Below are 26,199 nucleotides of genomic sequence, written 5' to 3'. Positions count from 1 at the left end.
GGCCTTCGGCGTCCCCGGTGTCAGACCCCCGTGTCACCATCGGGCCATGGACAAGTTGCGCCGGTTGCGCCTGGCCAAGGACGCCATGGACCGCGACTGGGCCGACGCCGGACTCGACCTGGACGCGGCGGCGGCCCACGCCGGGTACTCGCGGTACCACTTCCTGCGCGCCTTCAAGGAGGCGTACGGCGAGACGCCCGGCCAGTATCTGACCCACCGGCGCATCGAGCGTGCCGAGGAGCTGCTGCGCAGCGCCAACCTCACGGTGACCGAGATCTGCACGCTGGTCGGCTTCAGCAGCCTCGGCACGTTCTCCGCCCGGTTCAAGGCCCGTACCGGCCTCACCCCGAGCGAGTACCGCACGAAGCACGTGGGCCGCGGTGCCGCCCTCATACCCGGCTGCTACGCCATGCTCTGGGCCGGCGGCTTCAACACCGCAACATCGGAGAAGCGCCCCGCGCCCGGCCCCGCCTACGGTGACGAGCAGGAACAGCCCCCTCGTGACAGGAGCGCGCAGACATGATCAAGGGCCTGGGCATCAGCACCGTATGGACCACCGACCAGCAGCGGACGAAGGCCTTCTTCACCGAGAAGCTGGACTTCGAGGTGCGCAGCGACCTCGCCGTGGGCGACATGCGCTGGATCACCGTCGGCGCCCAGGACCAGCCGGGGGTGGAGCTGGCGCTGATGAGCCTGGACGGACCGGGCCTGGACCCCGAGTCCGCCGAGGCGCTGAAGAAGCTGGTCGCCAAGGGAGTGCTGGGGGCGGGAGCGTTCCACACGGACGACTGCCGGGGCGACTACGAGACGTTCCGCGCGCGCGGCGTGGAGTTCCTCCAGGAGCCGAAGGAGCGGCCGTACGGCATCGAGGCGATCTTCCGTGACGACAACGGCAACTGGTACTCGCTGACCGAGCGCAGTGAGGAGCTGGACTTCTCCAAGGACTTCGGCTGACCGCGCTCCCCGCACGCCGGCCGGCACACCGGCTCTCGCCCTGACTGCCGGGCACACCCGGCCACCGCTCGCCCCCGCTGCCCGGCACGCCCGGCCACCGCTCGCCCTGGCTGCCCGGCACGCCCGGCTAGCGCCTGCCCTCGTCGCCCGGCACGCCCGGCCACCGCTCTCCCTCGTCGCCCGGCACGGTCGGCTCGCTCTCCCGCCCGCGGGGTCCGGGGACGGCGTTCAGTGGCCGCCCGACACCGGGAGCAGCGGATAGCTGCCGGTGCTGGTCGGGGCGTGCTCCGGGAGCCACAGGACGGCCACCGCGCCCTCGGCGGGGACATGAGCGGGCGCGCCCGGGGGGCGTACGTTGCGGAAGGTGAGCCGGGCGCCGAGCACGCGCGCCTGGCCGGCCGCGATGGTCAGCCCCAGCCCGTGGCCCTGCCCCGCGCGGTCCATGCTGCCGGTACGGAACCGGCTCGGGCCCTCGGCGAGCAACTCCTCGGGGAAGCCCGGCCCGTGGTCGCGGACCCGGATGACCCGGCCCTCCACGGTGACCTCGATGGGCGGCCGGCCGTGCCGGGCCGCGTTGGCGAGCAGATTGAACAGCACCCGTTCCAGGCGCCGGGGATCGGTGGTGACCTCCGACTCGTGCACCACCCGCACGGCGACGTCCGGGTCCTTCGCGGCCACACGCCGGCTCACGAACTCGCCCAGCATGATGTCCTGCAGCTCGGCCTGCTCCGATGCGCTGTCGAGGCGGGCGACCTCCAGGACGTCCTCGACCAGGGTCCGCATCGCCTTCGCCCGGTCCAGGACCAGCTCGGTCGGCCGGCCGGGCGGCAGCAGCTCGGCGGCGGTCAGCAGACCCGTCACCGGGGTGCGCAGCTCGTGCGCGATATCGGCGGTGACCCGCCGCTCGGCCTCCAGGCGCTGTTGCAACGCGTCCGCCATGGCGTCCACCGCGCGTGCGAGATCGTCGGTCTCGTCCCGTACGACCCCGCCGATGGCCTCCCGCACCCGGACGTCGGGCTCGCCCTTGGCGACCTGGTTCGCGGCGGCCGCCGCCTTGCGCAGCCGCCGGGACAGCTGGCCCCCGATCAGCACCCCGAGCGCGCTGCCCCCGAGCACGACCGAGACCGAGCCGATGACCAGGGCCTGGTCCAGGTCGTTCAGCATGTCGGTGCTGCGGTCGGGCAGATGGATGTGCACGGACAACACGTGCCCGTCCTTCACCGGAACGGCCGCCCAGATGTCCGGCATCCCGCCGCGCTCGGAGACGTCGCTGGCCCGGCGGCCCCGTTCCACGCTCTCGCGCAGGGCGGCCGGCAGCCCAGGATCGTCGATCTTGACGTAGGGGAAGACCGGTCCCCGGTTCAGTTCGTAGTTGCGCTGGGCCAGCAGGAGACGGTCGTTGGCCAGCTCGCGTGCGTTGTCCAGCATGGAGACGCGGGCCGCGTTGTGCACGACCAGGCTCAGCACGATCGCCACCAGCCCCGCCACGAGTGCGATCGCCGCGCTCAGCTTCCATCTGAGCCCGGTGCGCAGGCCCGCCCGCTCCACGCGCCGGACCGGGTACCGAAGAATCCCCCGCATGCCGCCGCTCCGCTCAGGCCTTCAGCTTGTAGCCGAAGCCGCGGACCGTCTCGATCCGGTCCTGGCCGATCTTCTGCCGCAGCCGCTGCACATGCACGTCGACCACCCGGGTGTCCCCGCCCCAGCCGTAGTCCCACACGCGCTCCAGCAGCTTGTCCCGGGAGAGCACGGAGCCCGGCGCCGAGGAGAACTCCAGCAGCAGCCGCATCTCGGTCGGGGTGAGCGCCACCGGCTCCCCGGCCCGGCGCACCTCCATGCCGTCGGTGTCGATCTCCAGTTCCCCGAAGACGAGCGTGCCGGTGGCCGCGGACGCGGACTCCTCCGCCTGCGCGGAACCCCCGGCGTGTCCGAAGCGGCGCAGCACCGCGCGGATCCGGGCGACCAGTACGGCACCGTCGAACGGCTTGGTCACGTAGTCGTCGGCGCCCGCCTCCAGACCGAGGACGACGTCGATCGAGTCGGCGCGTGCCGACAGCATGATCACCGGCACGGTCGACTCGTCCCGGATCCGGCGGCACAGGCTGACCCCGTCCAGGCCCGGCACCATGACGTCCAGCAGCGCGATGTCGGGGCGGTTCGCGCGGAACGCCTCCAGTCCCGACAGGCCGTCGGGCATCGCGGTGACCGCGAAGCCGTCCCGCTCGAGGGCGAGCTGGGTGGCCTCGCGGATGACGTCGTCGTCCTCGACGAACAGAACGTGGGTCTGGTCTGCCATCCGGGTGCTCTCAGTCCTCATGGTGTGCGTGTGGGGGATCGGTTGTCCGTGGGCGATCAGTTGTCCGGCGCGGTCTGCGCGCCCTCGTCGGAGGCGTTGCTGTACTCGTTGCGGATGGGCTTCCCGGCCACGAACCGTCCCGCCTTCCACGTGTACGGGGTCAGGACGTCCCCGGACGGACTCGAGATCGGGTCGCCGTCCTCGTAGTACTGCCGGAACACCGACAGGGTCCCCTGATCGATCTCCGAGTAGACCGGGGAGTCCTCGCTCTTGAAGACGTTCTTGAACGTGCCGTCCTCGTCCCGGTACACGTACGAGGCGATGCCGACCCAGTCGGCACAGGTCACCACGTTGATGACGACGTCGTCCACCGCGGCCCCGGTCAGGTCGCCGTACTTGACGTCGACCTTGTAGTTGTCGCCGTCGCACGGCTTCAGCTGTGCCTTGACCGCCGTCGACACCTCGGGGTCACTCCTGAGCAGCGCCACGGCGTCCACCTGCCGGTACCGCTCGGAGGCGCTGGGGGAGGGGGAGGGCGAGGTGACGGATCCCGCCACCGCCGAGCCGTGCGCCGGGCCCTCGTCCCGGGCACCCGTACCCCCGCTGCCGCACGCGGCGACGGCCAAAAGGCCGAGGGCGGCGAGCGCGGCCCCCGCCGCGATCACCGCCTGTGAACTTCCTCGGACCCGTTCGGGCCCGGCCCCGGTCAGGCCGCGCAACGCTCCCGCTCCTCACGCTCCAGCGCGCGTGCGTCCAGATCGCGGGCCTCCAGCTCCTCACGGAGCCGGGCGAGCGCCCGGTGCAGCGTGCTCTTGACCGTTCCGGCCGACATGCCGAGGGCCGCGGCCGTCTCCTCTGTGGACATCTGCTCCCAGTGTCGCAGCACCACGACACTGCGCTGCTTCGGAGCCAGCACCTTCATGACGTCCATCAGCAGGGCCCGGTCGGCGTGCTGCTCGGTGGAGTCCTCCACGGAGGCGTCCGGCAGCTGCTCGGTCGGCACCTCCTCCAGCTTGCGCGCCCGCCACCACTCGGTCCGCGTGTTGATCATGACCCGGCGCAGATAGGCGTCCGCGAGCCGCTTGTCGGCGATGCCCTCCCAGCGGCCGTACGTCCGCACCAGCGCGGTCTGCAGCAGGTCCTGGGCGTCGACGGGGTCCGGCACCAGCCGGCGGGCGCTGCGCAGCAGCGCGTCCTGCCGGGTGCGGACGTACTCCTCGAATTCGAGCACCTCGCCCTGCGCCATGATCAACCGCCTCCGTTCCCCGTAGTGCTTCCGGCTCTCGTGCCGGAAGTCCCGCCGTCCCCGTGGCCCTGGTCTGCCGGGCACGGAGAAGAAGCTACGGAGCGGTTGTCACGGGGCTGTGCGGACCAGCCTGCGGCTGGCAATCGGCTGTCCGTCGGTTGTGTAACGGAAGTAGGAACGGGGTAAGAGGAGAGGGCTTTATGCCCAGTTTCATGTCGATTTATGTGGTCGCGGTCTCTGTAACGTACTCCGGCCCGCTGTGATCTGGCTGTCCGTCAGCTGAGCGGCAGCCGGTACAGGCCGCCCGGCAGCGGCTCCACCAGACCGTCCGCGACCAGCCCGTCGAGCGCCCGGGCCCGCTGCACCGGCTCGTGCCACACCCGGTCCAACGCCGCCTGCGGCACCGGTGCGTGCGCCTCCCGCAGGACGGCCAGCAGTTTGCCGCGCACCTGCCGGTCGGTGCCCGCGTAGGTCTGCCCGCGGCGCGGCGGCCCCGAGTGCTCCGGCTTGCCCGCGAGCCGCCAGGCACACTGCGCGGCGATCGGGCAGCGCTGGCAGCCCTCGTTCTTCGCCGTGCACACCAGTGCGCCCAACTCCATGGAGGCCGCGGCCCACCGCGCGGCGGTCGGGTCGTCCTGCGGCAGCAACTCCCGTGCCAGACGCCGCTCCGCGGCCGTGGTCGCGTTCGGCGGGTACTGCACGCCCGTCACCGCCCGCGCGAGGACCCGGCGGACATTGGTGTCCAGTACCGCGTGCCGCTGCCCGTACGCGAACGAGGCCACCGCAGCGGCCGTGTACTCACCGATGCCGGGCAGCGCCAGCAGTTGCGCGTGTTCCGTCGGTACGTCCCCGCCGTGCCGTTCCGTTATGGCCACCGCGGCTCCGTGCAGGCGCAGGGCCCGGCGCGGGTAGCCGAGCCGGCCCCAGGCGCGCACCGCCTCTCCGGGTGCCTCCTTCGCGAGGTCCGCGGGGCGCGGCCAGCGGGCCAGCCACTCCTCGTAGACGGGCAGCACCCGGCTCACCGGCGTCTGCTGCAGCATGAACTCGCTGACCATCACACCCCACGGGCCCGCCTCCGGGCGGCGCCACGGGAGGTCGCGGGCGTGGACGTCGAACCAGGCGATCACGGGGGCGTGCAGCATCTCAGTCATGGCACTCCCGATCCTGCCACGGGTTGGCGGGCATGGTGCGTGATGGCACGGTCACCGAGCGTGGCGGAAGGCGAAGAAGTATGTCCGTGACGGCAGTTACCGGGATGATGATCCGGAAAAGTTGGCGCCGGTGCGGCGGGTGGGGCGAGCAAGCCGGGCGATCTCTCGTACAGTTTGCGCCGTGGGATCTCTGCGCAATCCGGTCGGGCCGCTTCCCTCCTCCATCTACTGGCGTCGGAGGGCCGTGCTGCTGTCCGTGCTCGCCCTGTCGGCGCTGGTGATCACATGGATCGTCGTGGCCGGCGGTGGGAGCGGCAAGAAGAGCGCCGACGGTTCCAACGGCAAGAATCCCACGCACACGATCACCCCCGGGCCCTCCGAGTCCGGCCCCGCCTACAGCCAACGTCCCGGCGGACGCGACGAGTCGGGCGGCGAGGACTCCGGCGGCTCCGGCTCCGGCTCCGCCTCCGGCGGGAGCGGCGGCGCGGGCGGGCCGACCGGCGGCTCCGACGGCGCCACCGGGTCGGGTGACGGCTCCGGTTCGGGTTCCGGTGGCGGCGACGTCGGTGCGGGCGACGCCCTCCCGGCGTCCTCCACGGTGCCCGACTGCGCCTCCGGAGCGGTGGCGTTGACCCTGCGCAGCGAGCACAACTCCTACTCGCCGGACCAGACGCCGGCCTTTGAACTCACCGTCAGGAACAGTTCGTCGGCCGACTGCAAGGTCGATCTCGGGCCGAAGAAGGCGGTGTTGACCATCACCCCGGCGGACGGCGACGACGCGTACTGGTCGTCGGACGACTGCCCCAAGGGTGCGGGCAGCCTGGTCTTCCGGGTGCCGGCCGGGCAGGCCATCACGTACACCGTGAAGTGGGACCGCAAGCCGAGTGCCGCGCACTGCGCAACGCCGCCGGCGGGTTCGGCCCACGCAGGCACGTACCTCCTGGAAGCCAAGGCCCCCGGCCTTCCCAAGACACAGACTTCGTTCGTCCTGTCAGCGGACTGACACACCCACAAACCGGAGCCACCCCGCAGCGGGCGCGGGGAACGGCAAGAGCAACCACGAGGGACCGCCGAACGCGGTCGGCCGGAAAGCCCCCGCAAGGGGGCGCGGGGAACGGCGCGAGCAACCACGACGGACCGCCAAGCGGGGGTCGGCCGGAAAGCCCCCGCAGGGGGCGCGGGGAACGGCGCGAGCAACCACGACGGACCGCCAAGCGGGGGTCGGCCGGAAAGCCCCCGCAGGGGGCGCGGGGAACGGCGCGAGCAACCACCCCGCACCCGCAGCCGCCCGACGGCACGCGGCCCCGCCCCTCTAGGCGCCCCGGCTCAACCCCTACACGCGCCCGGCCCAGAACTCAGACGTACCGCTCCAAGATCGACGACTCGGCCAAGCGCGACAGCCCTTCCCGCACGCTCCGCGCCCGGGCCTCGCCCACACCGTCCACGGTCTGCAGGTCGTCCACACTGGCGGCGAGCAGCTTCTGCAGCCCCCCGAAGTGCTCCACCAGGCGGTCGATGATCGCGCCCGGCAGGCGCGGAACCTTGGCCAGCAGCCGGAAGCCCCGCGGGGACACCGCCGAGTCGAGCGTCTCGGGCGAACCGGTGTAGCCCAGCGCACGCGCCACCGTGCCGAGTTCGAGAAGCTCCGCGTGGGTCAGGGCGTCCAGCTCGGCGAGGGCTTCCTCGACCGTGCGGGAGCGCTTCGCCGTCGGCTCGGGCACGTAGTCCCGGACGACCAGCTCGCGGTCGGGCTCGACCCCGGCGATCAACTCCTCCAGCTGGAGGGCGAGAAGACGCCCGTCGGTGCCCAGTTCGACCACGTATTCGGCGATTTCGGTGGCAATGCGGCGGACCATCTCCAGCCGCTGCGCGACCGCGGAGACGTCCCGGACCGTCACCAGGTCCTCGATCTCCAGCGCCGACAGCGTGCCCGCGACCTCGTCCAGCCGCAGCTTGTACCGCTCCAGCGTGGCCAGCGCCTGGTTCGCGCGGGAGAGGATCGCCGCCGAGTCCTCCAGGACGCGCCGCTGTCCGTCCACGTAGAGGGCGATCAGCCGCATCGACTGGGAGACGGAGACCACGGGGAAGCCGACCTGCTTGCTGACCCGGTCCGCCGTGCGGTGCCGCGTGCCCGTCTCCTCCGTGGGGATCGTCGGGTCCGGGACCAGCTGGACGCCCGCACGCAGGATCTTCGACAGGTCCGACGACAGCACGATGCCGCCGTCCAGCTTGCACAGCTCCCGCAGCCGGGTCGCGGTGAACTCGACGTCCAGCACGAAACCGCCCGTGCACATCGCCTCGACCGTCTTGTCGGAGCCGAGGACGATGAGGCCGCCGGTGTTGCCGCGCAGGACCCGCTCCAAGCCGTCACGCAGGGCCGTACCCGGTGCCACGGCGCTCAGCGAGGCGCGCATCAGGCCATCGGTACCGGCACTCCCACCGGACTTTCCGGGAGCTGCTGCCCGGTCGTTGGCTGCCACTGCACTCCTCCGGTCGCAGGTTCTGACGCGCTCCCGTACCCGCACTCGGTTCGTACGGACAGGCGAGACCTGGGCAAAGTCTACCGGCGCTCCTCCGCCTCCCGTGGGGCCTCTCGGCGACGGGAGCGCGGCAGCACCCGGAGCGCCTCCCCCATGTCGGCGACTTCCAGGACCTTCATGCCGGACGGCACCTTCCCCGGATCGGCCGGTACGAGTGCGTGCGTGAAGCCCAGCCGGTGCGCCTCGGCGAGCCTGCGCTGCACGCCCGTGACCCGTCTGACCTCGCCCGCGAGTCCCACCTCGCCGATGGCGACCAGGTTCTTCGGCAGCGGGGTGTCGCTGGCGGCGGAGGCGAGGGCGAGCGCGACCGCGAGGTCGGCGGCCGGCTCCGACAGCTTCACGCCGCCGACCGTCGCGGAGTAGATGTCCCGCTTGCCGAGCGCGGTGATCCGGCCGCGCTGCTCCAGGACGGCCAGCATCATCGACACGCGCGAGGTCTCCAGACCCGACGTCGTGCGCCGCGGGGAGGGGATCTGGGAGTCGACGGTCAGCGCCTGCACCTCGGCCACCAGGGGCCGGCGGCCCTCCAGGGTCACGGTCAGGCAGGTGCCGGGCACGGGCTCGGCGCGGCGGGTCAGGAACAGACCGCTGGGGTCGGCGAGGCCCGTGATGCCCTCGTCGTGCAGCTCGAAGCAGCCGACCTCGTCCGTCGCCCCGTAGCGGTTCTTCACTCCGCGCACCAGGCGCAGGCGGGCGTGCCGGTCGCCCTCGAAGTGCAGGACGACGTCCACCAGGTGTTCCAGCAGGCGGGGGCCGGCGATGGCGCCGTCCTTGGTGACGTGGCCCACCAGCAGCGTGGACATGCCGCGCTCCTTGGACGCGCGGATCAGGGCGCCGGCCACCTCCCGGACCTGGGCCATGCCGCCGGGCGCACCGTCGATCTCCGGGGACGCGACCGTCTGCACCGAGTCGAGGATCAGCAGGGACGGCTTGACCTCGTCCAGGTGGCCGAGGACCGCGGACAGGTCGGTCTCGGCGGCCAGGTACAGGTGGTCGTCGAGGGCGCCGATGCGGTCGGCGCGCAGCCGCACCTGGCTCGCCGACTCCTCGCCGGTCACGTAGAGGGTGCGGTGCTCGGCGCCGGCGGACTTGGCGGCCACGTCCAGCAGGAGGGTGGACTTGCCGACGCCGGGCTCGCCGGCCAGCAGCACGACCGCGCCCGGCACGAGGCCGCCGCCGAGCACCCGGTCCAGCTCGGGCACGCCGGTGGAGCGGGCGGTGGCCTGGCGGCCGTCGACCTGGCCGATGGGCAGCGCGGAGGTGGACACGCGGCCCGGCGTCGTCGTCCTGACCGCGGGCGTGCCGTACTCCTCGACCGTCCCCCAGGCCTGGCACTCGGGGCAGCGGCCGAGCCACTTGGCCGTCTGCCAGCCGCATTCGGTGCAGCGGTAGGACGGTCGGTCCTTGGTGGTCTTCGTACGGGCAGCCATGCGGAAACCGTAGCCCGTGGCACTGACAACGGGTCCCGGGACCGTGCGCGGGGGCACGGGGTCACGTACGAGTGGTCCGTTATCGGCCACCACCCGTCGGGAACCGGCCGCGGAATAAAGGGTTCCTGTCCCCTTATGAGGGATCGTTTCACCCGTACGGATTAAAAGTGCTCAAGGCTCCGGAAGGGGCACTCCGCCGCCGCCTACGGTCGCACGGGTGATGAGCAGCAGTCCGGAGACGACCACCCGCACGACCGGCGCGCACCGGGCGCAGCGTGAGTCGCGTGAGGCACGTGAAGCCCGCCGCGAGGCCCGTGAGGCACGCGACCGCGCGGCCGCGCGCACCCTCGCCCAGCGCACGCCGGCGCGCTACGAGCCGTACCTGGACGGTCTGTTCACCTACTGTCTGTCGGTGCTGTGCGACCACGACACGGCCACCGCCGCCCTCGGCGACGTCCTCGCCCTGGCCGAGCGGCGCGGGCACCGGGTCCCCGAGGCGGCCGGCGACCGCAGGGCCTGGCTCTACGCACTGGCCCGCTGGGCCTGCCTGCGCAAGCTCGCCGAGGCCAAGCAGAAACGTCAGGCCACGCACGCGGCGGGCCGTACCGGAGCCGCGCGAGGAGCCGGGAAGCAGGCCCCCGAGCCGCCCGTCGCTGCGGAGGTCCGGGTGCGACGGCGCCGCGAACTGGCCCTGCTCGCCTGGCCGGAGGCGGCCGGCACCACGCCCGAGCAACGCGAGGCCCTGGAACTGGCCGTCCGCCACCACCTCGCCGCCCACGAGGTCGCCCGCGTCCTCGGCATGGAACCCGCCGCCGCGCGCGAGCTGCTCGCCACCGCCGCCTGCGAGGTCGAGCGCACCCGCGCGGCCCTCGCCGTGGTGGAGACCGGAGGCTGCCCGAGCGTGGCCCACCTCACCGGCGACAGCCAGATGGTCCTCAGCGCGGCGGTACGCGGCGAGCTGGTCCGGCACGTCGACGAGTGCCCGCGCTGCCGCCGCACCGCCGAGTGCGCCGTCCCCGGCCGCTGGCCCGGTGCCACGGTCACCCCCGCCGAGCTGCCCGTCCTGGAGGCCCCGCGCGCGGCCCTGCACATGACGCTCGCGCACCACCCGCGCACGCGGGGTGCGGCAGTACCGCGCTTCGACCGGCGCGGCTTTCCGATGGACCCCAAGGACCGCGCGGCCCGCCGCGACCGTCTCCGCGCGCGTGCCGTCACGACCACGGTGGTCGCCACGGTCGTCGCCGCGCCGGTCCTCGCGCTCTGGGCCGCCTACCGGGGCGGGCCGGCCGTGGACGACGACGGACGCTCGGCGACCGCGCGCGAGGCTCAGGGCCCGGACGCGTTCGGCAGCGATGCGGCGGGCGGCTACGAGAACGCGGGTAACGCCAGCGTGAAGCCTGGGGCGCGGGTCGCCAAGGACGGCAAGGCGGACGTCTCCGTGGAGGTCGTCAGCGTCGGCGGGGCGGACCGCGAGGGCGCCGGGAAACTGGCGGTCGGTGCGGCCAACGACGGCGACACGACGCTGATCACCCTCACCGCCTCCGGCTCCGCCGACGTCGACTGGTCGGTGTCCACCTCGGCCGGCTGGCTCTACTTCAGCCAGTCCTCGGGAACCCTCGCCCCCGGCGAGACGTTGACGATCAAGGTGTACGTCGACCATCTGCGCGAGCCGTCCGGCCACTGGCACGCGCAGGTGGCGGTGGCCCCGGCGGGCGCGGTGGTCACCATCGACGGCTACGGCACGGCCCCGAGCCGCCCGACGCCCCGTCCGTCCTCGACCCCGCCGTCGGTCCCGCCCAGCACCCCGCCCACGGACCCGACCACCCCGGCCCCACCGCCCACGGATCCGACGCCCACCCCGACGACCCCGCCCCCTTCGGACACCCCGACCCCGACGCCGACCCCGACGGACAGCGGGACACCGAGCCCGTCGGGCAGTTAGGGCCGGCCGACGGCTCGCGCCGAACCGGAAAACGCCGGGCGCCCAGGGGCCGGCGGTCGTGCCGTCGGCGGCGACAGGCGGGCGTACGGGCGGGCGGTGAAGGCGGTGCGCCCCGGTTACCGTGCCGGGTCCGCCGGGTGGGGAGCCACGAGGGGCAGCTGGGAGGCCAGCCGCTGTTCGCACAGCTCGACGAGACGGTCGTACCCGGCCTTGCCCATCAGCTCGGTCAGCTCGGCGCGGTACGAGACGTACACCGGCTCTCCGGCGCCGTGCGCCGAGGTCGCCGAGGTGCACCACCAGTGCAGGTCATGGCCGCCGGGGCCCCAGCCCCGCCGGTCGTACTCGCCGATGGACACCTGCAGCACCCGCGTGTCGTCCGGCCGGTCGATCCAGTCGTACGTCCGCCGGATCGGCAGCTGCCAGCAGACGTCCGGCTTGGTCTCCAGCGGCTCCCGGCCCTCCTTCAGGGCGAGGATGTGCAGCGAGCAGCCGGCGCCGCCGGCGAATCCGGGCCGGTTCTGGAAGATGCAGGACCCCTCGAAGGGACGCGTCTGCCGGGAGCCCTCCTCGTCCTCCGAGACCCACCCGTTCCGCGTGCCCTCGTCGTGGTGCTGCCAGATCTCCGGGGTGAGCCGTGCCACGTGCGTGGCGACCCGCTTCTCGTCGTCCTCGTCGGAGAAGTGCGCCCCCAGCGTGCAGCACCCGTCCGCCGCGCGACCCGGCTGAATGCCCTGGCAGCCACTGCCGAAGATGCAGTTCCAGCGAGAGGTCAGCCAGGTCAGATCGCAGCGGAACACCTGCTCGTCGTCCGCCGGGTCGGGAAACTCCACCCAGGCGCGCGCGAAGTCGAGCCCCTTCTCGTCACTCATCTTCGCCCCCTTGGATGCTTTGGCGGTCTTGCGAACCTTGTCCGCCTTGTCGGCTTTCCCCGGCTTCGCCTTTTTCGTCTTTGGCACCCGTCCAGGGTAAGTGGCTGGAGCCCGATCCGGGGACCGAGGGCGGACGATCTGGCAGTAGCGTTCCGTACATGAGACTCGGTGTCCTGGACGTGGGTTCGAACACGGTGCATCTGCTGGTGGTGGACGCTCACCCCGGCGCGCGCCCGCTGCCCGCGCATTCGCACAAGGCCGACCTTCGGCTCGCCCAACTCCTCGACGACAGCGGTGCCATCGGCGACGACGGCATCCACAAGCTGACCGACGTCGTGCGAGAGGCGCTCCAGGCCGCCGAGGACAAGGGCGTCGAGGACCTGCTCCCGTTCGCGACCTCCGCGGTCCGCGAGGCCGGCAACGCGGACGAGGTCCTCGCGCGCGTGGAGGCCGAGACCGGCGTCCGGCTCCAGGTCCTCACCGGCGAGGAGGAGGCCCGCCTCACCTTCCTCGCCGTCCGCCGCTGGTTCGGCTGGTCCGCCGGAAAACTGCTGGTCCTGGACATCGGCGGTGGCTCCCTGGAGATCGCCTACGGCATAGACGAGGAGCCGGACACCGCCGTCTCGCTCCCGCTCGGCGCCGGCCGCCTCACCGCCGGCTGGCTGCCCGGCGACCCGCCCGGCCCGGACGCCGTCCGCGCCCTGCGCCGGCACGTCCGCGCGGAGATCGCCCGCACGGTGGGCGAATTCAGCCGCTTCGGCGCTCCCGACCACGTGGTCGCCACCTCCAAGACCTTCAAGCAGCTCGCCCGGATCGCCGGCGCCGCCCGCAGCGCCGAGGGCCTCTACGTGCAGCGCGAACTCAAGCGCGAGTCCCTGGAGGCCTGGGTCCCGCGCCTGGCAGGCATGACGGCCGACCAGCGCGCCGAGCTGCCCGGCGTCTCGGAGGGCAGGGCGGGCCAGCTCCTCGCCGGCGCCCTGGTCGCCGAGGGCGCGATGGACCTGTTCGGGGTCGAGAACCTGGAGATCTGCCCGTGGGCCCTGAGGGAGGGTGTGATCCTCCGGCGCCTCGACCACATGGACACGATCAGCGCCCCGTAAGGGGGCGTGGGGTCGGGGCTCGGTGCCGCGCCGGAAGAACAACGCACCCGCACCCGCACAAATGGCAAAAGTCACAACGGCGAACAGGCACCCAACACCGGCACCACCCGACGCCGTATGGTGACGGACGTGGCTGAACAGACGGACGTGCGCATCGCGCTGTCGACCGCCTCCGTGTACCCGGAGTCGACGGCGACGGCCTTCGAGATCGCCGCGCGCCTCGGCTACGACGGAGTCGAGGTCATGGTGTGGACCGACCCGGTCAGCCAGGACATCGAGGCCCTGCGCCGCCTGTCGGACTACCACGGCGTCCCGATCCTGGCCGTCCACGCCCCCTGTCTGCTGATCACCCAGCGAGTCTGGTCCACGGACCCCTGGGTGAAGCTCCAGCGGGCCAGGGCGGCGGCGGAGAAGCTGGGGGCCTCCACCGTCGTCGTGCACCCGCCGTTCCGCTGGCAGCGGCAGTACGCCCGCGACTTCGTCGACGGGATCTGGCGGATGGCGAACGAGACGGACGTACGGTTCGCCGTCGAGAACATGTACCCCTGGCGCTACCGCGACCGCGAGATGCTCGCCTACGCCCCCGACTGGGACGTCACCAACCACGACTACCGGCACTTCACGATCGACCTCAGCCACACGGCGACGGCCCGCACCGACGCCCTGGACATGGTCGACCGCATGGGGGACCGGCTCGGGCACGTCCACCTGGCGGACGGCCGGGGCTCGGCCAAGGACGAGCACCTGGTGCCCGGCCGCGGCAACCAGCCCTGCGCCGAGCTGCTGGAGCGCCTCGCGCTCACCGGCTTCGACGGCCACGTCGTCATCGAGGTCAACACCCGCAGGGCGATGTCCAGCGCCGAACGTGAGGCCGACCTCGCCGAGGCCCTGGAGTTCACGCGCAAGCACCTGGCCTCGGCGGTGCGGGTGCCCCGGCGATGACGACCCAGCCCGTCCCCCGCCGCCGCGGCCGCCCCCCGCGCACCGAGTCCGCCGACACCCGCGACCGGATCCTCGCCTCCGCCCGCGAGGAGTTCTCCGCGCGCGGGTACGAGAAGACGTCCGTCCGCGGCATCGCCAAGGCCGCCGGCGTGGACTCCGCGCTCGTCCACCACTATTTCGGCACCAAGGAGCAGGTCTTCGAGGCGGCCATCGAGGTCGCCTTCGCCCCCGCCCTGAACGCACCGAACGCGGTGGCGGCCGGCCCCCTGGAGAGCGTCGGGGAGCGGCTGACCCGCTTCATCCTCGGCGTCTGGGAGAACCCCGCGACCCGGGCGCCGCTCCTCGCCATCCTGCGGTCCGCCGTGAACAACGAGACCGCCGCCGCCGTCTTCCGCCGGCTCGTCGCCACCCAGCTGCTGCGCCGCGTCGTCGCCCAGCTGGACCTGCCGGACGCGGAGCTGCGCGCCGAACTGGCGGCCGCGCAGATCGTCGGTACGGCGATGATGCGCTACGTGATCAAGCTGGAGCCGCTCGCCTCGGCGGACCTGGAGCAGATCATCGCGCGGGTGGCACCGGTGGTGCAGGCCCACCTGACGCAGCCCTGACAGCACGGTACGTGGAACGGGCGTCCCGCATTCCGGACAAGCATGTCCAGCACTTGGAGCACCGGCGTACGCTCGACCGTACAGTCAGAACTCTCTGGACTCTTCGCCGGAAGGTCCCAGAAGGTCTCCGAAGGAGCGAGCGACGATGCCCGAGCTGAGGTCCCGCACAGTCACCCACGGCCGCAACATGGCGGGCGCCCGCGCCCTTATGCGCGCCTCCGGTGTACCCGGTGCGGACATCGGCCGGAAGCCGATCATCGCCGTCGCCAACTCCTTCACCGAGTTCGTGCCCGGCCACACCCACCTCCAGCCGGTCGGCCGGATCGTCAGCGAGGCGATCAAGGAGGCCGGCGGCATCCCGCGCGAGTTCAACACGATCGCCGTCGACGACGGCATCGCCATGGGCCACGGCGGCATGCTGTACTCGCTGCCCTCCCGCGACCTGATCGCGGACTCGGTGGAGTACATGGTCGAGGCCCACTGCGCCGACGCCCTGGTCTGCATCTCCAACTGCGACAAGATCACCCCGGGCATGCTGATGGCGGCGCTGCGCCTGAACATCCCGACGGTCTTCGTCTCCGGCGGCCCCATGGAGTCCGGCCGGGCCACCCTCGTCGACGGCACCGTCCGCACCCTCGACCTGGTCGACGCGATCTCCGACGCCGTCAACGACAAGATCTCCGACGAGGACATCCTCCGCATCGAGGAGAACGCCTGCCCGACCTGCGGCAGCTGTTCCGGCATGTTCACCGCCAACTCGATGAACTGCCTCACCGAGGCCATCGGCCTCTCCCTGCCCGGCAACGGCTCGGTCCTCGCCACCCACACCGCCCGCCGCGCCCTGTACGAGAACGCGGCCCGCACGGTCATGGACCTCACCCGCCGCTACTACGAGCAGGACGACCACACCGTCCTGCCCCTCAACATCGCCACCTTCCAGGCCTTCGAGAACGCCATGGCCCTGGACATCGCGATGGGCGGCTCCACCAACACGATCCTGCACCTGCTGGCCGCCGCCCAGGAGGCGGGCGTCCCCTTCGGCCTGGACCAGATCGACGCCGTCTCGCGCCGCGTCCCCTGTCTCGCCAAGGTCGCCCCGAACGTCGCCAAGAACCGCACGTACTACATGGAGGACGTGCACCGCGCCGGCGGCATCCCGGCACTGCTCGGCGAACTGCACCGCGGCGGCCTGCTCAACGAGGACGTCCACGCCGTCCACAGCCCCTCCCTCGCCGACTGGCTGAAGACCTGGGACGTCCGCGGCGGCTCCCCGTCCCCCGAGGCCGTCGAACTGTGGCACGCGGCCCCCGGCTGCGTCCGCTCCGCCGAGGCCTTCTCCCAGTCCGAGCGCTGGGAGGCCCTGGACGAGGACGCCGAGAACGGCTGCATCCGCTCCGTCGAGCACGCGTACTCCAAGGACGGCGGCCTGGCGGTCCTCCGCGGCAACCTCGCCGTCGACGGCTGCGTGGTGAAGACGGCCGGCGTGGACGAGTCGATCTGGACCTTCGAGGGCCCGGCGGTCGTCTGCGAGTCCCAGGAGGAGGCCGTCCAGCGGATCCTGACCCAGGAGGTCAAGGACGGCGACGTCGTCGTCATCCGCTACGAGGGCCCCAAGGGCGGCCCCGGCATGCAGGAGATGCTGTACCCGACCTCGTACCTGAAGGGCCGCGGCCTCGGCAAGACCTGCGCCCTGATCACCGACGGCCGCTTCTCCGGCGGTACCTCGGGCCTGTCCATCGGCCACGCCTCCCCGGAGGCGGCCTCCGGCGGCACCATCGCCCTGGTCCAGGACGGCGACCGCATCCGCATCGACATCCCGGGCCGCTCGATCGAGCTGCTCGTGGACGAGGCGGAACTGGCCCGCCGCGAGCAGGCGCTGAACGGCGTCCACGCCCCGAAGAACCGGGAGCGCAAGGTCTCCGCCGCCCTGCGCGCCTACGCGGCGATGGCGACGAGCGCCGACAAGGGCGCCGTCCGGGACGTGTCCCGGCTGGGCTGACCGGCCGTACTAGCTGGTCGAACGATCCGTCCGTGTGAAGGGCCGCCTCCTGCGGGGGCGGCCCTTCGCCGGTTCAACGGGGCCGGGCCGCGGGGCCTCACCACCGCGCGGGCGAGCGGCCGTCCACCGCGAAGACGGTGCCGTCGGGCGCGGTGGCGCAGACGAGGCTGCCGACGATCAGTGGGGCGGGCGGCGTGCTCATCACCTGGGCCGAGTTCGCGCCCAGACGTGCGGGCGTCTGCCCGACGAGCCGCCCCGTGCGGGCGTCGACGGCGAGCAGCCGGCCGTCGCTCGCGGTGAAGTACACCCGGCCGCCCTGCACGACGGGGGCCGAACCACGGCTCACGGACGTCTCCAGGTGCCACATGTGCTTCCCCGTCCCCAGGTCCACCGCGTCGAGGGAGCCGCCGGTGGCGAGCACGTAGGCCACGTCCCCCCGTACGGCCACGTGCGCGCCGTCGAGCACGGCGGGCAGCGCGACCCGCCGGGTCGACCCGGTGGCGGGGGAGTAGCGGACGATCTCCTTGGCGCCGTAGCCGCTGTCGACACCCAGGAAGTACACCGAACCGTCCTTCCCGGCGGCCACGGGCTTCAGCCATCCCCCCAGCCGGACGTCCCACCCGGCCTTGCCCGTGCCCGGGTCCACCGCGGTCACCTGGGTGTTCTTACCGTCGGCGGACGTACGCGTGGCATACGCGGACCCGCCGGCCTCCCCCGGAAACGCGGTGAAGGAGGGCCCGCCCTGCCCGGGCACCGTACTGCGCCAGCGCGTGGCGCCGGTCGCGCCGTCCACGCCGGTGACCACTCCGCCGGCATCGGTGAGCAGAGCCGTGCCGCCGGCGTACCGCACCGTCGTCCCCGTCGGCAGGCGGCGCTGCCAGACGTCCTTGCCCGTGGCCGGATCGAGCCCCGCCAGCCGCGAGCCGCCGTCCGTGTACGGCTGCACCAGCCCACCGGAGACGGCCGGCGGCCCGCTCGTGGTGCGCGTGTGGACCGAGCGCCGCCACAGGAGCCTGCCGTCGGAGGCGGACAGCGCGAACACGACACCCGGCCGCGCGCAGAGCAACCGGCCCGCCCCCTCGGCACATTGCGGCATGCCCTCACCCGCGGGCACGGACCGGGCCGTCCAGGGACCGGAGGCGACCGTCCGAGCCGGCCCGCTCTCCCGCCGCGGGGCCGAATCGTCGCCGCCGAACGCCCAGACCGAGGCGAGGGAACCCACCAGCGCCAGCGCGAGGGCTGCGGCACCCAGTACCAGCCGTCCGCGGCCCAGGCGCCGCGCGGGGCGCCGGCCGGCCGGCCCGGGGCCCGCCGCCGGCGGCGGGGGTCCGTCCCCGGCCGTCCGCTGCGCCGGTATGAACGCCTGCGTGTCGAACGAGGCCGCCACCGAGCGCAGTTCCCGCATCAGCTCGTCCGGCGTGGGCCGGTCCTCGGGCTCCTTGGCCAGGCAGCGCCGGATCAGCGGTGCGAGGCTGTCCGGCACACCGGTCAGGTCGGGCTCGTCGTGCACCACCTGGTACGCGACGACGTACGGGCTGTCGGAGTCGAACGGCCCGCGCCCGGTGGCCGCGTGCACCATGACCGACCCGAGCGCGAAGACGTCGGCCGCGGGCCCCACCTCGCGGGGCCGCCGGAACTGCTCGGGTGCCATGAAGGGCGGCGTGCCGATCAACTTGCCGGTCTCGGTCCGCAGTTCGCTGTCCTTGGGCCGTGAGATGCCGAAGTCGATGACCTTCGGCCCGTCCTCGGCCAGCAGCACGTTGCTCGGCTTCAGATCGCGGTGCACGACCCCGACCCGGTGGATGTCCCGCAGCGCCTCGGCGAGCCCGGCCATCAGCCTGCGCAGCTGCGCGGCCGGCATCGGACCCTTCCGCTTCACCTGTTCGGACAGGGTCGGACCGGGAATGAACAGCGTGGCCATCCAGGGCCGTTCGCCCTCCGGATCGGCGTCCACGACCGGCGCCGTGAAGGCCCCGCTGACCCGCCGCGCGGCGGCCACCTCCTGCCGGAAACGTCCCCTGAACTCGGGATCCCGGGCGAATTCGGCATGCACGACCTTCACCGCGAGCTTCATCCCCGAGGTGCTACGGGCGAGGTGCACGACCCCCATGCCCCCGGATCCCAGACAGGACTCCAGTCGATAGTGGCCGGCGTATTCAGGAAGTTCCGCTTCCGCGCCCGCTCCGGTGTTGCGCTGTGGCGTCATGGACCACCCCCGTGCTGTTCGTCCGCGCGCGCGACGCACGGAGCCTAGTCGATGACTCGTACGAGACAGAGGCGGCTTGCTAGCGTCTGCGTGCGCGTTGCGCACATGTGTTTCACGCGCAGTTCCAGCCGAACGACGGGGGAGGGCCCACTTTCATGTCAGTTGACCGCGCACCAGAGGCCGAGGGCATCGACGACACCACCACGGCGCCGGCAGCGGCAGCCGTCCGTACCTACGCCGTCGCCCCCGGCGTCCGGCTGAACGTCCGCAGCGGCCCCGGCACCGGCTACAACCTCGTCCGCGTCCTGCCGGAGGGCGTCCGCGTACCGATCTACTGCCAGACGCCCGGTACGACGGTCGCCGGGCCCTACGGCACGACCAACATCTGGGACCTCATCGACAGCGGCGAGTACGTCTCGGACGCCTTCGTCCACACGGGCAGCGACGGCTACATCGCCCCACGCTGCGGCTGACCCCACCCAGGCGCCCGGCTGGGAGCGCCGGACCCCTCACAGGCCCCGAGCACCCGCCCCCAGCCGGGAGCACCGCAAGCCGTGCGCCGGCCCTGAGCATCCGCCCCCGGCGGGGGTGCGCCGGGCCGAATGCAGGCAATGCAGGCCCTGAGCAGCCGCCCCAGCCGGGGGCCCGGCCCCGCACGGAGACATAATCGTCCCGTGAGCGACGAAACCGGCACCCCGGACTCTGCGGCGGGCTCCGAGGACTCCGCCGCGGGCGCGACCCAGGCCGCGACCGCCCAGGCCGTCACTTCCCAGGCCGCAACGGCCCGGGACCGCGGCCCCCGCCCCGAGCCCCTGCGCTTCTTCGGCACGTCCTGGGTGAACCACGACAACGGCTACCCGGCCCGCCGCGCCGGCGTCGCCGTCGGGTCCCTCGCCGCCGCCGTCCTCTCCTGCCTGGTGCTCCGCTTCGCCTATGAAGGCATCCAGATAGCCGACACCGGCTCCTTCGTGACCGTGCTGGTCATCGCCATGTTCGCGATCTGCAGCGCGCTCGCCTTCCGCAACACCTGGGAGGGCTTCGGCAAACGGCACGACCCCGAGCGCCAGGCTTCCCTGCGCGGCCTGCTCGCCATCGGCTTCGTCGGCTCCCTCCTCGCCTACTTCGTCCGTTCCCTCACCGAGGCCCCGGGCGAGAAGCTGCACCGCGAGGAGTACGAGAAGGCCCGCGAGGCCCACGAACGCCGCACGACCCGCCGCACCGGCAACCCCGCGAAGAACGCGAAGAGCCCCAAGAACAAGCGCCGCCGCTAGACCCCGCAGGGCGCAGTCCGGGACCCGCGGGCCCCGGCGGCACGGGGCTTCCGCACCACCGGGCACGCCGGATGCCGCCTCGCTCCACTCAGGTGGGTACGGGGTTCGTGCAGCCGGGTGCGCGAGGTGCGGCCTCGCCCGCTCGCGCCGGTCCAGGGGTGCGCGTAGCCGGATGCGCGAGGTGCGGCCCCACTCGCTCGCGTCGGTACGGGCGTTTCGCGCAGCCGGGTGTGCGAGGTGTGGCCGCGCCCGCTCGCCCGGTCCATGGGGTGCGCGCAGCCGGATGCGCGAGGTGCGGCCCCACTTGCTCGCGTCGGTACGGGGTTGTCGCGCAGCCCGGTGCGGCAGGTGCGGCCCATCCGCGAGGGAGGACGTACCGGTACGCATTCCGCCGGAAACCGCAGCCCCGGCCCGCCCCTTCCGCTCACGATGACTTCATGACAGCCACCGAGTCGACGCCCGCCGGTTCACCCGCCCACCACGCCGCCCGAGCCACCTCCTTCAACTCGGCCGCCGCCCAGTACGCGGCGAACCGCCCCTCCTATCCGCCCGCTCTCTTCGACGCCGTCGAGGACATGGCCGGCCGCTCCCTGGCCGGTGCCAGGACCGTGGACGTCGGCGCCGGTACCGGTATCGCGACCGCTCTGCTGCACGCCCGCGGAGCCGACGTCCTCGCCGTCGAACCCGGCGCGGGCATGGCCGCCGAGTTCCGGCGGGCACTGCCGCACATCCCGTTGGTCCGCGGCAACGGCAACGCCTTGCCCCTCCCCGACGCCCACGCCGACTTCCTCACCTACGCCCAGGCCTGGCACTGGACCGACCCCGCCCACTCGGTGCCGGAAGCCCTGCGTGTGCTGCGGCCGGGCGGTGCGCTGGCCCTGTGGTGGAACGGCGACGCCCTGGACATCCCCTGGCTCGCCGAGGCCGCCGTCCGCATCGGCCGCTTCTTCGGTGTGGACATGGTCGCCCGCCAACGGAACGGCAGCCGGACCGAACTGGCCGACCCGAGCGGCCGCCTGCGCTTCCGCCGCCGCGAGGTCCGCTGGAGCCGTCGCGTCACCATCGACACCCACCTCGCCAACATCGGCAGCCACTCGGCGTTCCTCCTCACACCCGAGGAGCGCAGGACCGCCTTCCTGGAGGAGGAGCGCGGCCACCTGCTCAAAGTCTTCCCAGAGGGCCTGGTCGAGGAGGTCTACGACGTGCTCCTCCTCGTCGCCCTGAAGCCCTGAACTTCGAAAGCCCTGAACTTCTGAAGTTCTGGAGCCCTGGAGCCCTGAACTCCTGCGCTCCTGAACTCCTGCACTCCTGGAGCCCTGACACTGCACACTCCTCAGCTCCCGCCCGGCTGAACCAGCCACACTCTCTCCCCACCAGCGGCGGCCGGCCCACGCCCCGGCCGCCGTTCCCCATGTGCGGCCCTCCTCCCGGCGGCCGTTCCCCATGCGCGGCCCACGCCCCGGCCGTCGTTCGTCATGAGCGGCCCTCCTCCTCAGCCGCCGTCCCCCAGGTGCCGCTCCCCGCCCCGAACTCCGCGGACGCGCGGCTGCCACCCCCTTGACGCCTCGCCCGCGCGGGCCGATTATTCATCGCATGATGAATTATGCGGCGGACCCCCCGCACGACACCCTCACCCCCGCCGTCCACGCCGACGACCTCACCGTCAGCCGCGGCACCCGCACGGTCCTGCACCACCTCCGCTTCACCGTCCCCCGCGGCCAGATCACCGGCCTGCTCGGGCCCTCCGGCTGCGGCAAATCCACCCTCATGCGCTCGATCGTCGGCACCCAGGCCAAGGTCACCGGGACCCTCGACGTCCTAGGCCAGCCGGCCGGCCACCCCACCCTGCGCAGCCGCATCGGCTACGTCACCCAGGCCCCCTCCGTCTACGACGACCTCACCGTCCGCCAGAACCTCGAGTACTTCGCCGCGATCCTCGACCCCGGCCTCCCGCACGCACGGAAGCGCTCGCGCGGGGCGGCCCCCGCCGCCGAACGCCGTCACCAGCACGTCACCCAGGCCATCGCCGACGTCGACCTCACCAGCCACGCCGACGTCCTCGCCGGCAATCTCTCCGGCGGCCAGCGCAACCGCGTCTCCCTGGCCGTCGCCCTCCTCGGCGCCCCGGATCTCCTCGTCCTCGACGAACCGACCGTCGGCCTCGACCCCGTCCTCCGCCGCGACCTGTGGAACCTGTTCCACGACCTCGCCACCACCCGCGGCACCACCCTCCTCGTCTCCTCCCACGTCATGGACGAGGCCGAGCGCTGCCACCGCCTCCTCCTCATGCGCGAGGGCGAGATCCTCGCCGATGACACCCCGGACGCCCTGCGCACCCGCACCGGCACCGAGACCGTGGAGGCCGCCTTCCTGCGCCTCGTAGACGAAGCAGCCGCCGCGAACCGCCCGAAAGAGAGCAACCGATGAGCACGACGAGTACGACGAGCACGACGAGCGCGCCAAGCCCCGCCGCGGCCCCCAGTGCGCTCAACGCCGCCCGCACCGCCGCCACCGCGGCCCGGGTCCTGCGCCAGCTCCGCCACGACCCGCGCACCATCGCGCTGCTGATCCTCATCCCGTGCCTGATGCTGATCCTGCTGCGCTACGTGTTCGACGCCAGCCCGCGCACCTTCGACAACATCGGTGCCTCGCTGCTCGGCATCTTCCCGCTCATCACGATGTTCCTGGTCACCTCCATCGCCACCCTGCGCGAACGCACCTCAGGCACCCTCGAGCGCCTCCTCGCCATGCCCATCGGCAAGGCCGACGTCATCGCCGGCTACGCCCTGGCCTTCGGCGCCCTCGCCATCGTCCAGTCCGCGCTCGCCACCGGACTCGCGGTCTGGTTCCTCGGCCTGGACGTCACCGGCTCCGCATGGCTGCTCCTCCTCGTCGCCCTGCTCGACGCGCTGCTCGGCACAGCCCTCGGCCTCTTCGTCTCGGCCTTCGCGGCCTCCGAATTCCAGGCGGTCCAGTTCATGCCCGCGGTGATCTTTCCCCAGCTCCTCCTCTGCGGCCTGTTCACCCCCCGCTCCGACATGCACCCCGCCCTGGAGGCCGTCTCCGACGCACTGCCGATGTCGTACGCCGTCGACGGTATGAACGAGGTCCTCCACCACACCGACATGACAGCCACGTTCGTCAGGGACGTCCTGATCGTGGCCGGCTGCGCGTTGCTCGTGCTGGGACTGGGCGCGGCGACCCTGCGACGCCGGACCGCATGACCACCGAACCGGCGGGTGCCCCGAGGGCGTCCGCCCACCGGACAATCCCCGCGCACCCCTTCGCCCCGGTGCGAAACTGAACCGCATGAGCCAGAAAGTCGCAGTCCTCGGCACCGGCAAGATCGGCGAAGCCCTGCTCAGCGGAATGATCCGGGCCGGCTGGGCCCCCGCCGACCTCCTGGTCACGGCCCGCCGCGCGGAACGCGCCGAAGAACTCCGCACCCGCTACGGAGTCACCCCGGTCAGCAACGCCGAGGCCGCCAAGACCGCAGACACCCTGATCCTCACGGTCAAGCCGCAGGACATGGGCACCCTCCTCGAGGAACTGGCGCCGCACCTCCCCGCCGACCGCCTGATCATCAGCGGAGCCGCCGGTATTCCCACCTCCTTCTTCGAGGAGCGCCTGGCCGCAGGCACCCCTGTCGTCCGTGTCATGACCAACACCCCCGCCCTCGTCGACGAGGCCATGTCGGTCATCTCCGCGGGCAGCCACGCCACCGAGGCGCACCTCGCGCACGCCGACGAGATCTTCGGTGGCGTCGGCAAGACCCTCCGCGTCCCCGAGAGCCAGCAGGACGCCTGCACCGCCCTGTCAGGCTCCGGCCCGGCCTACTTCTTCTACCTGGTCGAAGCCATGACCGACGCCGGCATCCTGCTCGGCCTGCCACGCGACAAGGCCCACGACCTCATCGTCCAGTCCGCCATCGGCGCCGCCGTGATGCTCCGCGACAGCGGCGAACACCCCGTCAAGCTCCGGGAGAACGTCACGTCCCCCGCGGGCACGACGATCAACGCCATCCGCGAACTGGAGAACCACGGCGTACGAGCCGCACTCATCGCCGCCCTCGAAGCCGCCCGCGACCGCAGCCGCGAACTCGCCTCAGGCAAGAAGGACTAGCCCCCGAGCCTCCCGGGCGGCGGCCCAGCCCCGCCGCCCGTCTTCCCACTCCGGCTACCCGACGGCCGTCAGCGAAGGCTCCGCCGCGGGCGGCAGCAACCCGATCGCCCTATAAGCCGTATCGACCCTCGGCCGGGCCAACTCCCGGGCCTTCTCCGCACCATCCCGCAGCACCCCCTCCACATAGACCGGATCGGCGCACAGCTCCCTGTGCCTCGCCTGCACGGGCCGCAGCACCTCCACCACGGCCTCCGCGGTGTCCTTCTTCAAAGAGCCGTACGAGTCGTAAACGCTCGCCAGTGACTCAGGGTTCCCGCCCGTGCACGCAGCGAGGATCTCCAGCAGATTCGTGAGGCCCGGCCGCCCCTCACGGTCGTAGACGACGTCCCGCCCGCTGTCGGTCACCGCCCGCAGTACCTTCTTCCGCACCACGTCCGGCTCGTCCAGCAAATAGACGACCCCCTGCCCCGCATCCGTCTTCCCCATCTTCGACGTCGGGTTCTGCAGGTTCATCACCCTGGCCGCCACGCCCGGCAGCGACGCCTTCGGCACCACGAACGTGTGCCCGTACCGCTGGTTGAACCGGACCGCCAGATCCCGCGCCAGCTCCACGTGCTGCACCTGGTCGTCCCCGACCGGCACCTCCTCCGTGCCGAAGGCCAGGATGTCCGCCGCCATCAGCACCGGATACGTCAGCAGTGACAGCCGGACGCTCCCGCCGCGCTCCCGCTCCCGCGCGGACTTCTCCTTGTACTGGATCATCCGCCGCATCTCACCGTCGCCGGCGACACACTCCAGCAGGTACGACAGCCGGGTGTGCTCGCCGACGTGGCTCTGCACGTACAAGGTGCACAGTCCGGGATCGAGACCGGCGGCCAGCAGCAACGTCGCCGTCTGCCGGCTGAGCCGCTGCACCCGCGCAGGGTCGTGGTCCACCGTCAGCGCATGCAGATCCACGATGCAGAACAGCGAGTCCGCCCGGTGCTGGTCGACCTCGGCCCAGCGCCGCATGGCCCCCAGGTAGTTCCCCAGGGTCACGTGCCCGGTCGGCTGGATCCCGCTGAATACTCGCTTCATCTCCGCTCCACCTTCTGCCGGGACCGCCGCTCCTGCGGCCGGCCCCCAGTCCCGGAGGGAGATACGAGAACGGCCGCCGAAGCGGCGGCCGTCGAGTGCATACGTGAGTACGGCCGCCGTCAGGCGGCCCACCAGAACTGGGTGCACGTACGCGTAGTCATGACGAACAGCGTACGCCTCGGGAGTGGCCGACGGCAGCGGGTTGACACGCCTCATGCCGATCCGTAAGGTACTCCGAGTTGTCCGGCGTGAGCGCCGACTCCGGTCGGTCCCCGGGCAGCCATTCCGCAGTACCTCCCACTCAATCGACGCTCCGGCGCCGACTGTCTTGGCGTGCGTATTTGCGAAATGAGGAATCCGCGTTCGAAAGGACGCCGGCCCCCGATTAGCTCGGGAGCGAGGAATCCGCTAAAGTCTCACTCGTCGGAACGGCCCAGCGGCCGGGAAGA

At 72.4% G+C, this 26,199-nt stretch carries 24 protein-coding genes; 14 read left to right on the top strand and 10 right to left on the bottom strand.

Translation table 11 applies throughout. The features are described 5' to 3' along the window. The first annotated feature begins 46 nt into the window (after window positions 1-46). Window positions 47-523 (top strand): helix-turn-helix transcriptional regulator, encoded by a 477-nt coding sequence (locus JK359_RS27120; protein ID WP_201840904.1) that lies wholly within the window; start codon window positions 47-49, stop codon window positions 521-523. After that, complete coding sequence (locus tag JK359_RS27115; RefSeq protein WP_201840901.1) at window positions 520-954, top strand: VOC family protein; 435 nt, start codon at window positions 520-522, stop codon at window positions 952-954. The genes JK359_RS27120 and JK359_RS27115 overlap by 4 nt, the downstream gene beginning before the upstream one ends. A 228-nt stretch (window positions 955-1,182) precedes the next feature. On the opposite strand, the gene cseC is transcribed toward JK359_RS27115, so the two are convergent. The 5 genes from cseC to JK359_RS27090 all read right to left on the bottom strand — a co-directional run bounded on the left by cseC (window position 1,183) and on the right by JK359_RS27090 (window position 5,647). Then, window positions 1,183-2,535, bottom strand: a complete 1,353-nt coding sequence (gene cseC, locus JK359_RS27110) for a two-component system sensor histidine kinase CseC (RefSeq protein ID WP_201840899.1) — start codon at window positions 2,533-2,535, stop codon at window positions 1,183-1,185. 13 nt (window positions 2,536-2,548) lie between these two features. Further along, complete coding sequence (gene cseB / locus JK359_RS27105; protein WP_201840896.1) at window positions 2,549-3,250, bottom strand: two-component system response regulator CseB; 702 nt, start codon at window positions 3,248-3,250, stop codon at window positions 2,549-2,551. Between the two features lie 56 nt (window positions 3,251-3,306). Beyond that, window positions 3,307-3,915: a hypothetical protein gene (locus JK359_RS27100; RefSeq protein WP_201840893.1), complete on the bottom strand. Its 609-nt coding sequence runs from the start codon at window positions 3,913-3,915 to the stop codon at window positions 3,307-3,309. A 41-nt stretch (window positions 3,916-3,956) separates the two neighbouring features. Further along, entirely contained in the window at window positions 3,957-4,496 is a 540-nt protein-coding gene (locus JK359_RS27095) for a SigE family RNA polymerase sigma factor (protein WP_055703482.1), read from the bottom strand. A gap of 275 nt (window positions 4,497-4,771) precedes the next feature. After that, complete coding sequence (locus JK359_RS27090) at window positions 4,772-5,647, bottom strand: HhH-GPD family protein (RefSeq protein ID WP_307788296.1); 876 nt, start codon at window positions 5,645-5,647, stop codon at window positions 4,772-4,774. A gap of 181 nt (window positions 5,648-5,828) precedes the next feature. Here JK359_RS27090 and JK359_RS27085 point away from each other — a divergent pair, with 181 nt between their 5' ends. Continuing rightward, window positions 5,829-6,650 carry a hypothetical protein gene (locus tag JK359_RS27085; RefSeq protein ID WP_201840890.1) on the top strand — a complete coding sequence of 274 codons (822 nt, stop codon included), beginning with the start codon at window positions 5,829-5,831 and terminating at the stop codon, window positions 6,648-6,650. 352 nt (window positions 6,651-7,002) lie between these two features. On the opposite strand, the gene disA is transcribed toward JK359_RS27085, so the two are convergent. Together disA and radA are read right to left on the bottom strand one after the other, a co-directional pair. Continuing rightward, window positions 7,003-8,127, bottom strand: coding sequence for a DNA integrity scanning diadenylate cyclase DisA (disA, locus tag JK359_RS27080; RefSeq protein ID WP_201840887.1), 1,125 nt, complete (start codon window positions 8,125-8,127; stop codon window positions 7,003-7,005). Window positions 8,128-8,207: 80 nt separating this feature from the next. Beyond that, the gene (gene radA / locus JK359_RS27075; protein ID WP_201840882.1) at window positions 8,208-9,617 is read right to left on the bottom strand and encodes a DNA repair protein RadA; all 1,410 of its coding nucleotides are present in this window, start codon (window positions 9,615-9,617) and stop codon (window positions 8,208-8,210) included. Window positions 9,618-9,834: 217 nt separating this feature from the next. On the opposite strand from radA, the gene JK359_RS27070 reads away from it, so the two are divergent. Continuing rightward, entirely contained in the window at window positions 9,835-11,559 is a 1,725-nt protein-coding gene (locus JK359_RS27070; RefSeq protein WP_201840879.1) for a BACON domain-containing protein, read from the top strand. Window positions 11,560-11,675: 116 nt separating this feature from the next. Here JK359_RS27070 and JK359_RS27065 read toward each other — a convergent pair whose 3' ends face one another. Then, entirely contained in the window at window positions 11,676-12,515 is an 840-nt protein-coding gene (locus JK359_RS27065; RefSeq protein WP_201840876.1) for a DUF3109 family protein, read from the bottom strand. Between the two features lie 71 nt (window positions 12,516-12,586). Between JK359_RS27065 and JK359_RS27060 the strand changes: the two genes are divergently transcribed. From JK359_RS27060 to ilvD, 4 genes are all read left to right on the top strand, one after another. Beyond that, the gene (locus tag JK359_RS27060) at window positions 12,587-13,528 is read left to right on the top strand and encodes a Ppx/GppA family phosphatase (RefSeq protein WP_201840873.1); all 942 of its coding nucleotides are present in this window, start codon (window positions 12,587-12,589) and stop codon (window positions 13,526-13,528) included. A 117-nt stretch (window positions 13,529-13,645) separates the two neighbouring features. Next, entirely contained in the window at window positions 13,646-14,470 is an 825-nt protein-coding gene (locus tag JK359_RS27055; protein ID WP_201840870.1) for a sugar phosphate isomerase/epimerase family protein, read from the top strand. After that, the gene (locus JK359_RS27050; protein ID WP_201840868.1) at window positions 14,467-15,075 is read left to right on the top strand and encodes a TetR/AcrR family transcriptional regulator; all 609 of its coding nucleotides are present in this window, start codon (window positions 14,467-14,469) and stop codon (window positions 15,073-15,075) included. The genes JK359_RS27055 and JK359_RS27050 overlap by 4 nt, the downstream gene beginning before the upstream one ends. Before the next feature lie 145 nt (window positions 15,076-15,220). Beyond that, window positions 15,221-17,074 carry a dihydroxy-acid dehydratase gene (gene ilvD / locus JK359_RS27045; RefSeq protein WP_201840866.1) on the top strand — a complete coding sequence of 618 codons (1,854 nt, stop codon included), beginning with the start codon at window positions 15,221-15,223 and terminating at the stop codon, window positions 17,072-17,074. Window positions 17,075-17,171: 97 nt separating this feature from the next. On the opposite strand, the gene JK359_RS27040 is transcribed toward ilvD, so the two are convergent. Next, window positions 17,172-19,280: a serine/threonine-protein kinase gene (locus JK359_RS27040; protein ID WP_201840864.1), complete on the bottom strand. Its 2,109-nt coding sequence runs from the start codon at window positions 19,278-19,280 to the stop codon at window positions 17,172-17,174. A gap of 155 nt (window positions 19,281-19,435) precedes the next feature. On the opposite strand from JK359_RS27040, the gene JK359_RS27035 reads away from it, so the two are divergent. The 6 genes from JK359_RS27035 (at window position 19,436) to proC (ending at window position 24,673) form a co-directional block, all read left to right on the top strand. Next, on the top strand, window positions 19,436-19,753 hold the full coding sequence (locus tag JK359_RS27035; protein ID WP_201840862.1) for an SH3 domain-containing protein: 318 nt from the start codon (window positions 19,436-19,438) through the stop codon (window positions 19,751-19,753). Window positions 19,754-19,954: 201 nt separating this feature from the next. Further along, complete coding sequence (locus tag JK359_RS27030) at window positions 19,955-20,551, top strand: EamA/RhaT family transporter (protein ID WP_201840860.1); 597 nt, start codon at window positions 19,955-19,957, stop codon at window positions 20,549-20,551. Window positions 20,552-20,988: 437 nt separating this feature from the next. Continuing rightward, entirely contained in the window at window positions 20,989-21,783 is a 795-nt protein-coding gene (locus tag JK359_RS27025; RefSeq protein WP_201840858.1) for a class I SAM-dependent methyltransferase, read from the top strand. Window positions 21,784-22,144: 361 nt separating this feature from the next. After that, a complete protein-coding gene (locus JK359_RS27020; protein ID WP_201840856.1) occupies window positions 22,145-22,978 on the top strand; it encodes an ABC transporter ATP-binding protein in 834 nt (277 codons plus the stop codon). Further along, entirely contained in the window at window positions 22,975-23,775 is an 801-nt protein-coding gene (locus JK359_RS27015; RefSeq protein WP_201840854.1) for an ABC transporter permease, read from the top strand. Before JK359_RS27020 ends, JK359_RS27015 begins: the two co-directional genes overlap by 4 nt. A gap of 85 nt (window positions 23,776-23,860) precedes the next feature. Then, on the top strand, window positions 23,861-24,673 hold the full coding sequence (gene proC, locus JK359_RS27010; protein WP_201840851.1) for a pyrroline-5-carboxylate reductase: 813 nt from the start codon (window positions 23,861-23,863) through the stop codon (window positions 24,671-24,673). 54 nt (window positions 24,674-24,727) lie between these two features. Here the strand turns inward: proC and trpS are convergent, their stop codons facing one another. Further along, a complete protein-coding gene (gene trpS / locus JK359_RS27005; RefSeq protein ID WP_201840848.1) occupies window positions 24,728-25,750 on the bottom strand; it encodes a tryptophan--tRNA ligase in 1,023 nt (340 codons plus the stop codon). Window positions 25,751-26,199: the final 449 nt, after the last annotated feature.

It is taken from the genome of Streptomyces actinomycinicus (assembly GCF_016741775.1).
Lineage (GTDB): Bacteria > Actinomycetota > Actinomycetes > Streptomycetales > Streptomycetaceae > Streptomyces > Streptomyces actinomycinicus.
The sequence above is the reverse complement of the archived record's forward strand: the minus strand, read 5'-3'. Positions and strand labels throughout refer to the sequence as shown.

What these genes read in the sequence shown, in the direction of transcription:
- JK359_RS27120 (WP_201840904.1), top strand. Translation starts at nt 47, where the DNA reads ATGGACAAGTTGCGCCGGTTGCGCCTGGCCAAGGACGCCATGGACCGC.
- JK359_RS27115 (WP_201840901.1), top strand. Translation starts at nt 520, where the DNA reads ATGATCAAGGGCCTGGGCATCAGCACCGTATGGACCACCGACCAGCAG.
- cseC (WP_201840899.1), bottom strand. Translation starts at nt 2,535, where the DNA reads ATGCGGGGGATTCTTCGGTACCCGGTCCGGCGCGTGGAGCGGGCGGGC.
- cseB (WP_201840896.1), bottom strand. Translation starts at nt 3,250, where the DNA reads ATGGCAGACCAGACCCACGTTCTGTTCGTCGAGGACGACGACGTCATC.
- JK359_RS27095 (WP_055703482.1), bottom strand. Translation starts at nt 4,496, where the DNA reads ATGGCGCAGGGCGAGGTGCTCGAATTCGAGGAGTACGTCCGCACCCGG.
- JK359_RS27090 (WP_307788296.1), bottom strand. Translation starts at nt 5,647, where the DNA reads ATGACTGAGATGCTGCACGCCCCCGTGATCGCCTGGTTCGACGTCCAC.
- radA (WP_201840882.1), bottom strand. Translation starts at nt 9,617, where the DNA reads ATGGCTGCCCGTACGAAGACCACCAAGGACCGACCGTCCTACCGCTGC.
- JK359_RS27060 (WP_201840873.1), top strand. Translation starts at nt 12,587, where the DNA reads ATGAGACTCGGTGTCCTGGACGTGGGTTCGAACACGGTGCATCTGCTG.
- JK359_RS27055 (WP_201840870.1), top strand. Translation starts at nt 13,646, where the DNA reads ATGGTGACGGACGTGGCTGAACAGACGGACGTGCGCATCGCGCTGTCG.
- JK359_RS27050 (WP_201840868.1), top strand. Translation starts at nt 14,467, where the DNA reads ATGACGACCCAGCCCGTCCCCCGCCGCCGCGGCCGCCCCCCGCGCACC.
- ilvD (WP_201840866.1), top strand. Translation starts at nt 15,221, where the DNA reads ATGCCCGAGCTGAGGTCCCGCACAGTCACCCACGGCCGCAACATGGCG.
- JK359_RS27040 (WP_201840864.1), bottom strand. Translation starts at nt 19,280, where the DNA reads ATGACGCCACAGCGCAACACCGGAGCGGGCGCGGAAGCGGAACTTCCT.
- JK359_RS27035 (WP_201840862.1), top strand. Translation starts at nt 19,436, where the DNA reads ATGTCAGTTGACCGCGCACCAGAGGCCGAGGGCATCGACGACACCACC.
- JK359_RS27025 (WP_201840858.1), top strand. Translation starts at nt 20,989, where the DNA reads ATGACAGCCACCGAGTCGACGCCCGCCGGTTCACCCGCCCACCACGCC.
- JK359_RS27020 (WP_201840856.1), top strand. Translation starts at nt 22,145, where the DNA reads ATGATGAATTATGCGGCGGACCCCCCGCACGACACCCTCACCCCCGCC.
- JK359_RS27015 (WP_201840854.1), top strand. Translation starts at nt 22,975, where the DNA reads ATGAGCACGACGAGTACGACGAGCACGACGAGCGCGCCAAGCCCCGCC.
- proC (WP_201840851.1), top strand. Translation starts at nt 23,861, where the DNA reads ATGAGCCAGAAAGTCGCAGTCCTCGGCACCGGCAAGATCGGCGAAGCC.
- trpS (WP_201840848.1), bottom strand. Translation starts at nt 25,750, where the DNA reads ATGAAGCGAGTATTCAGCGGGATCCAGCCGACCGGGCACGTGACCCTG.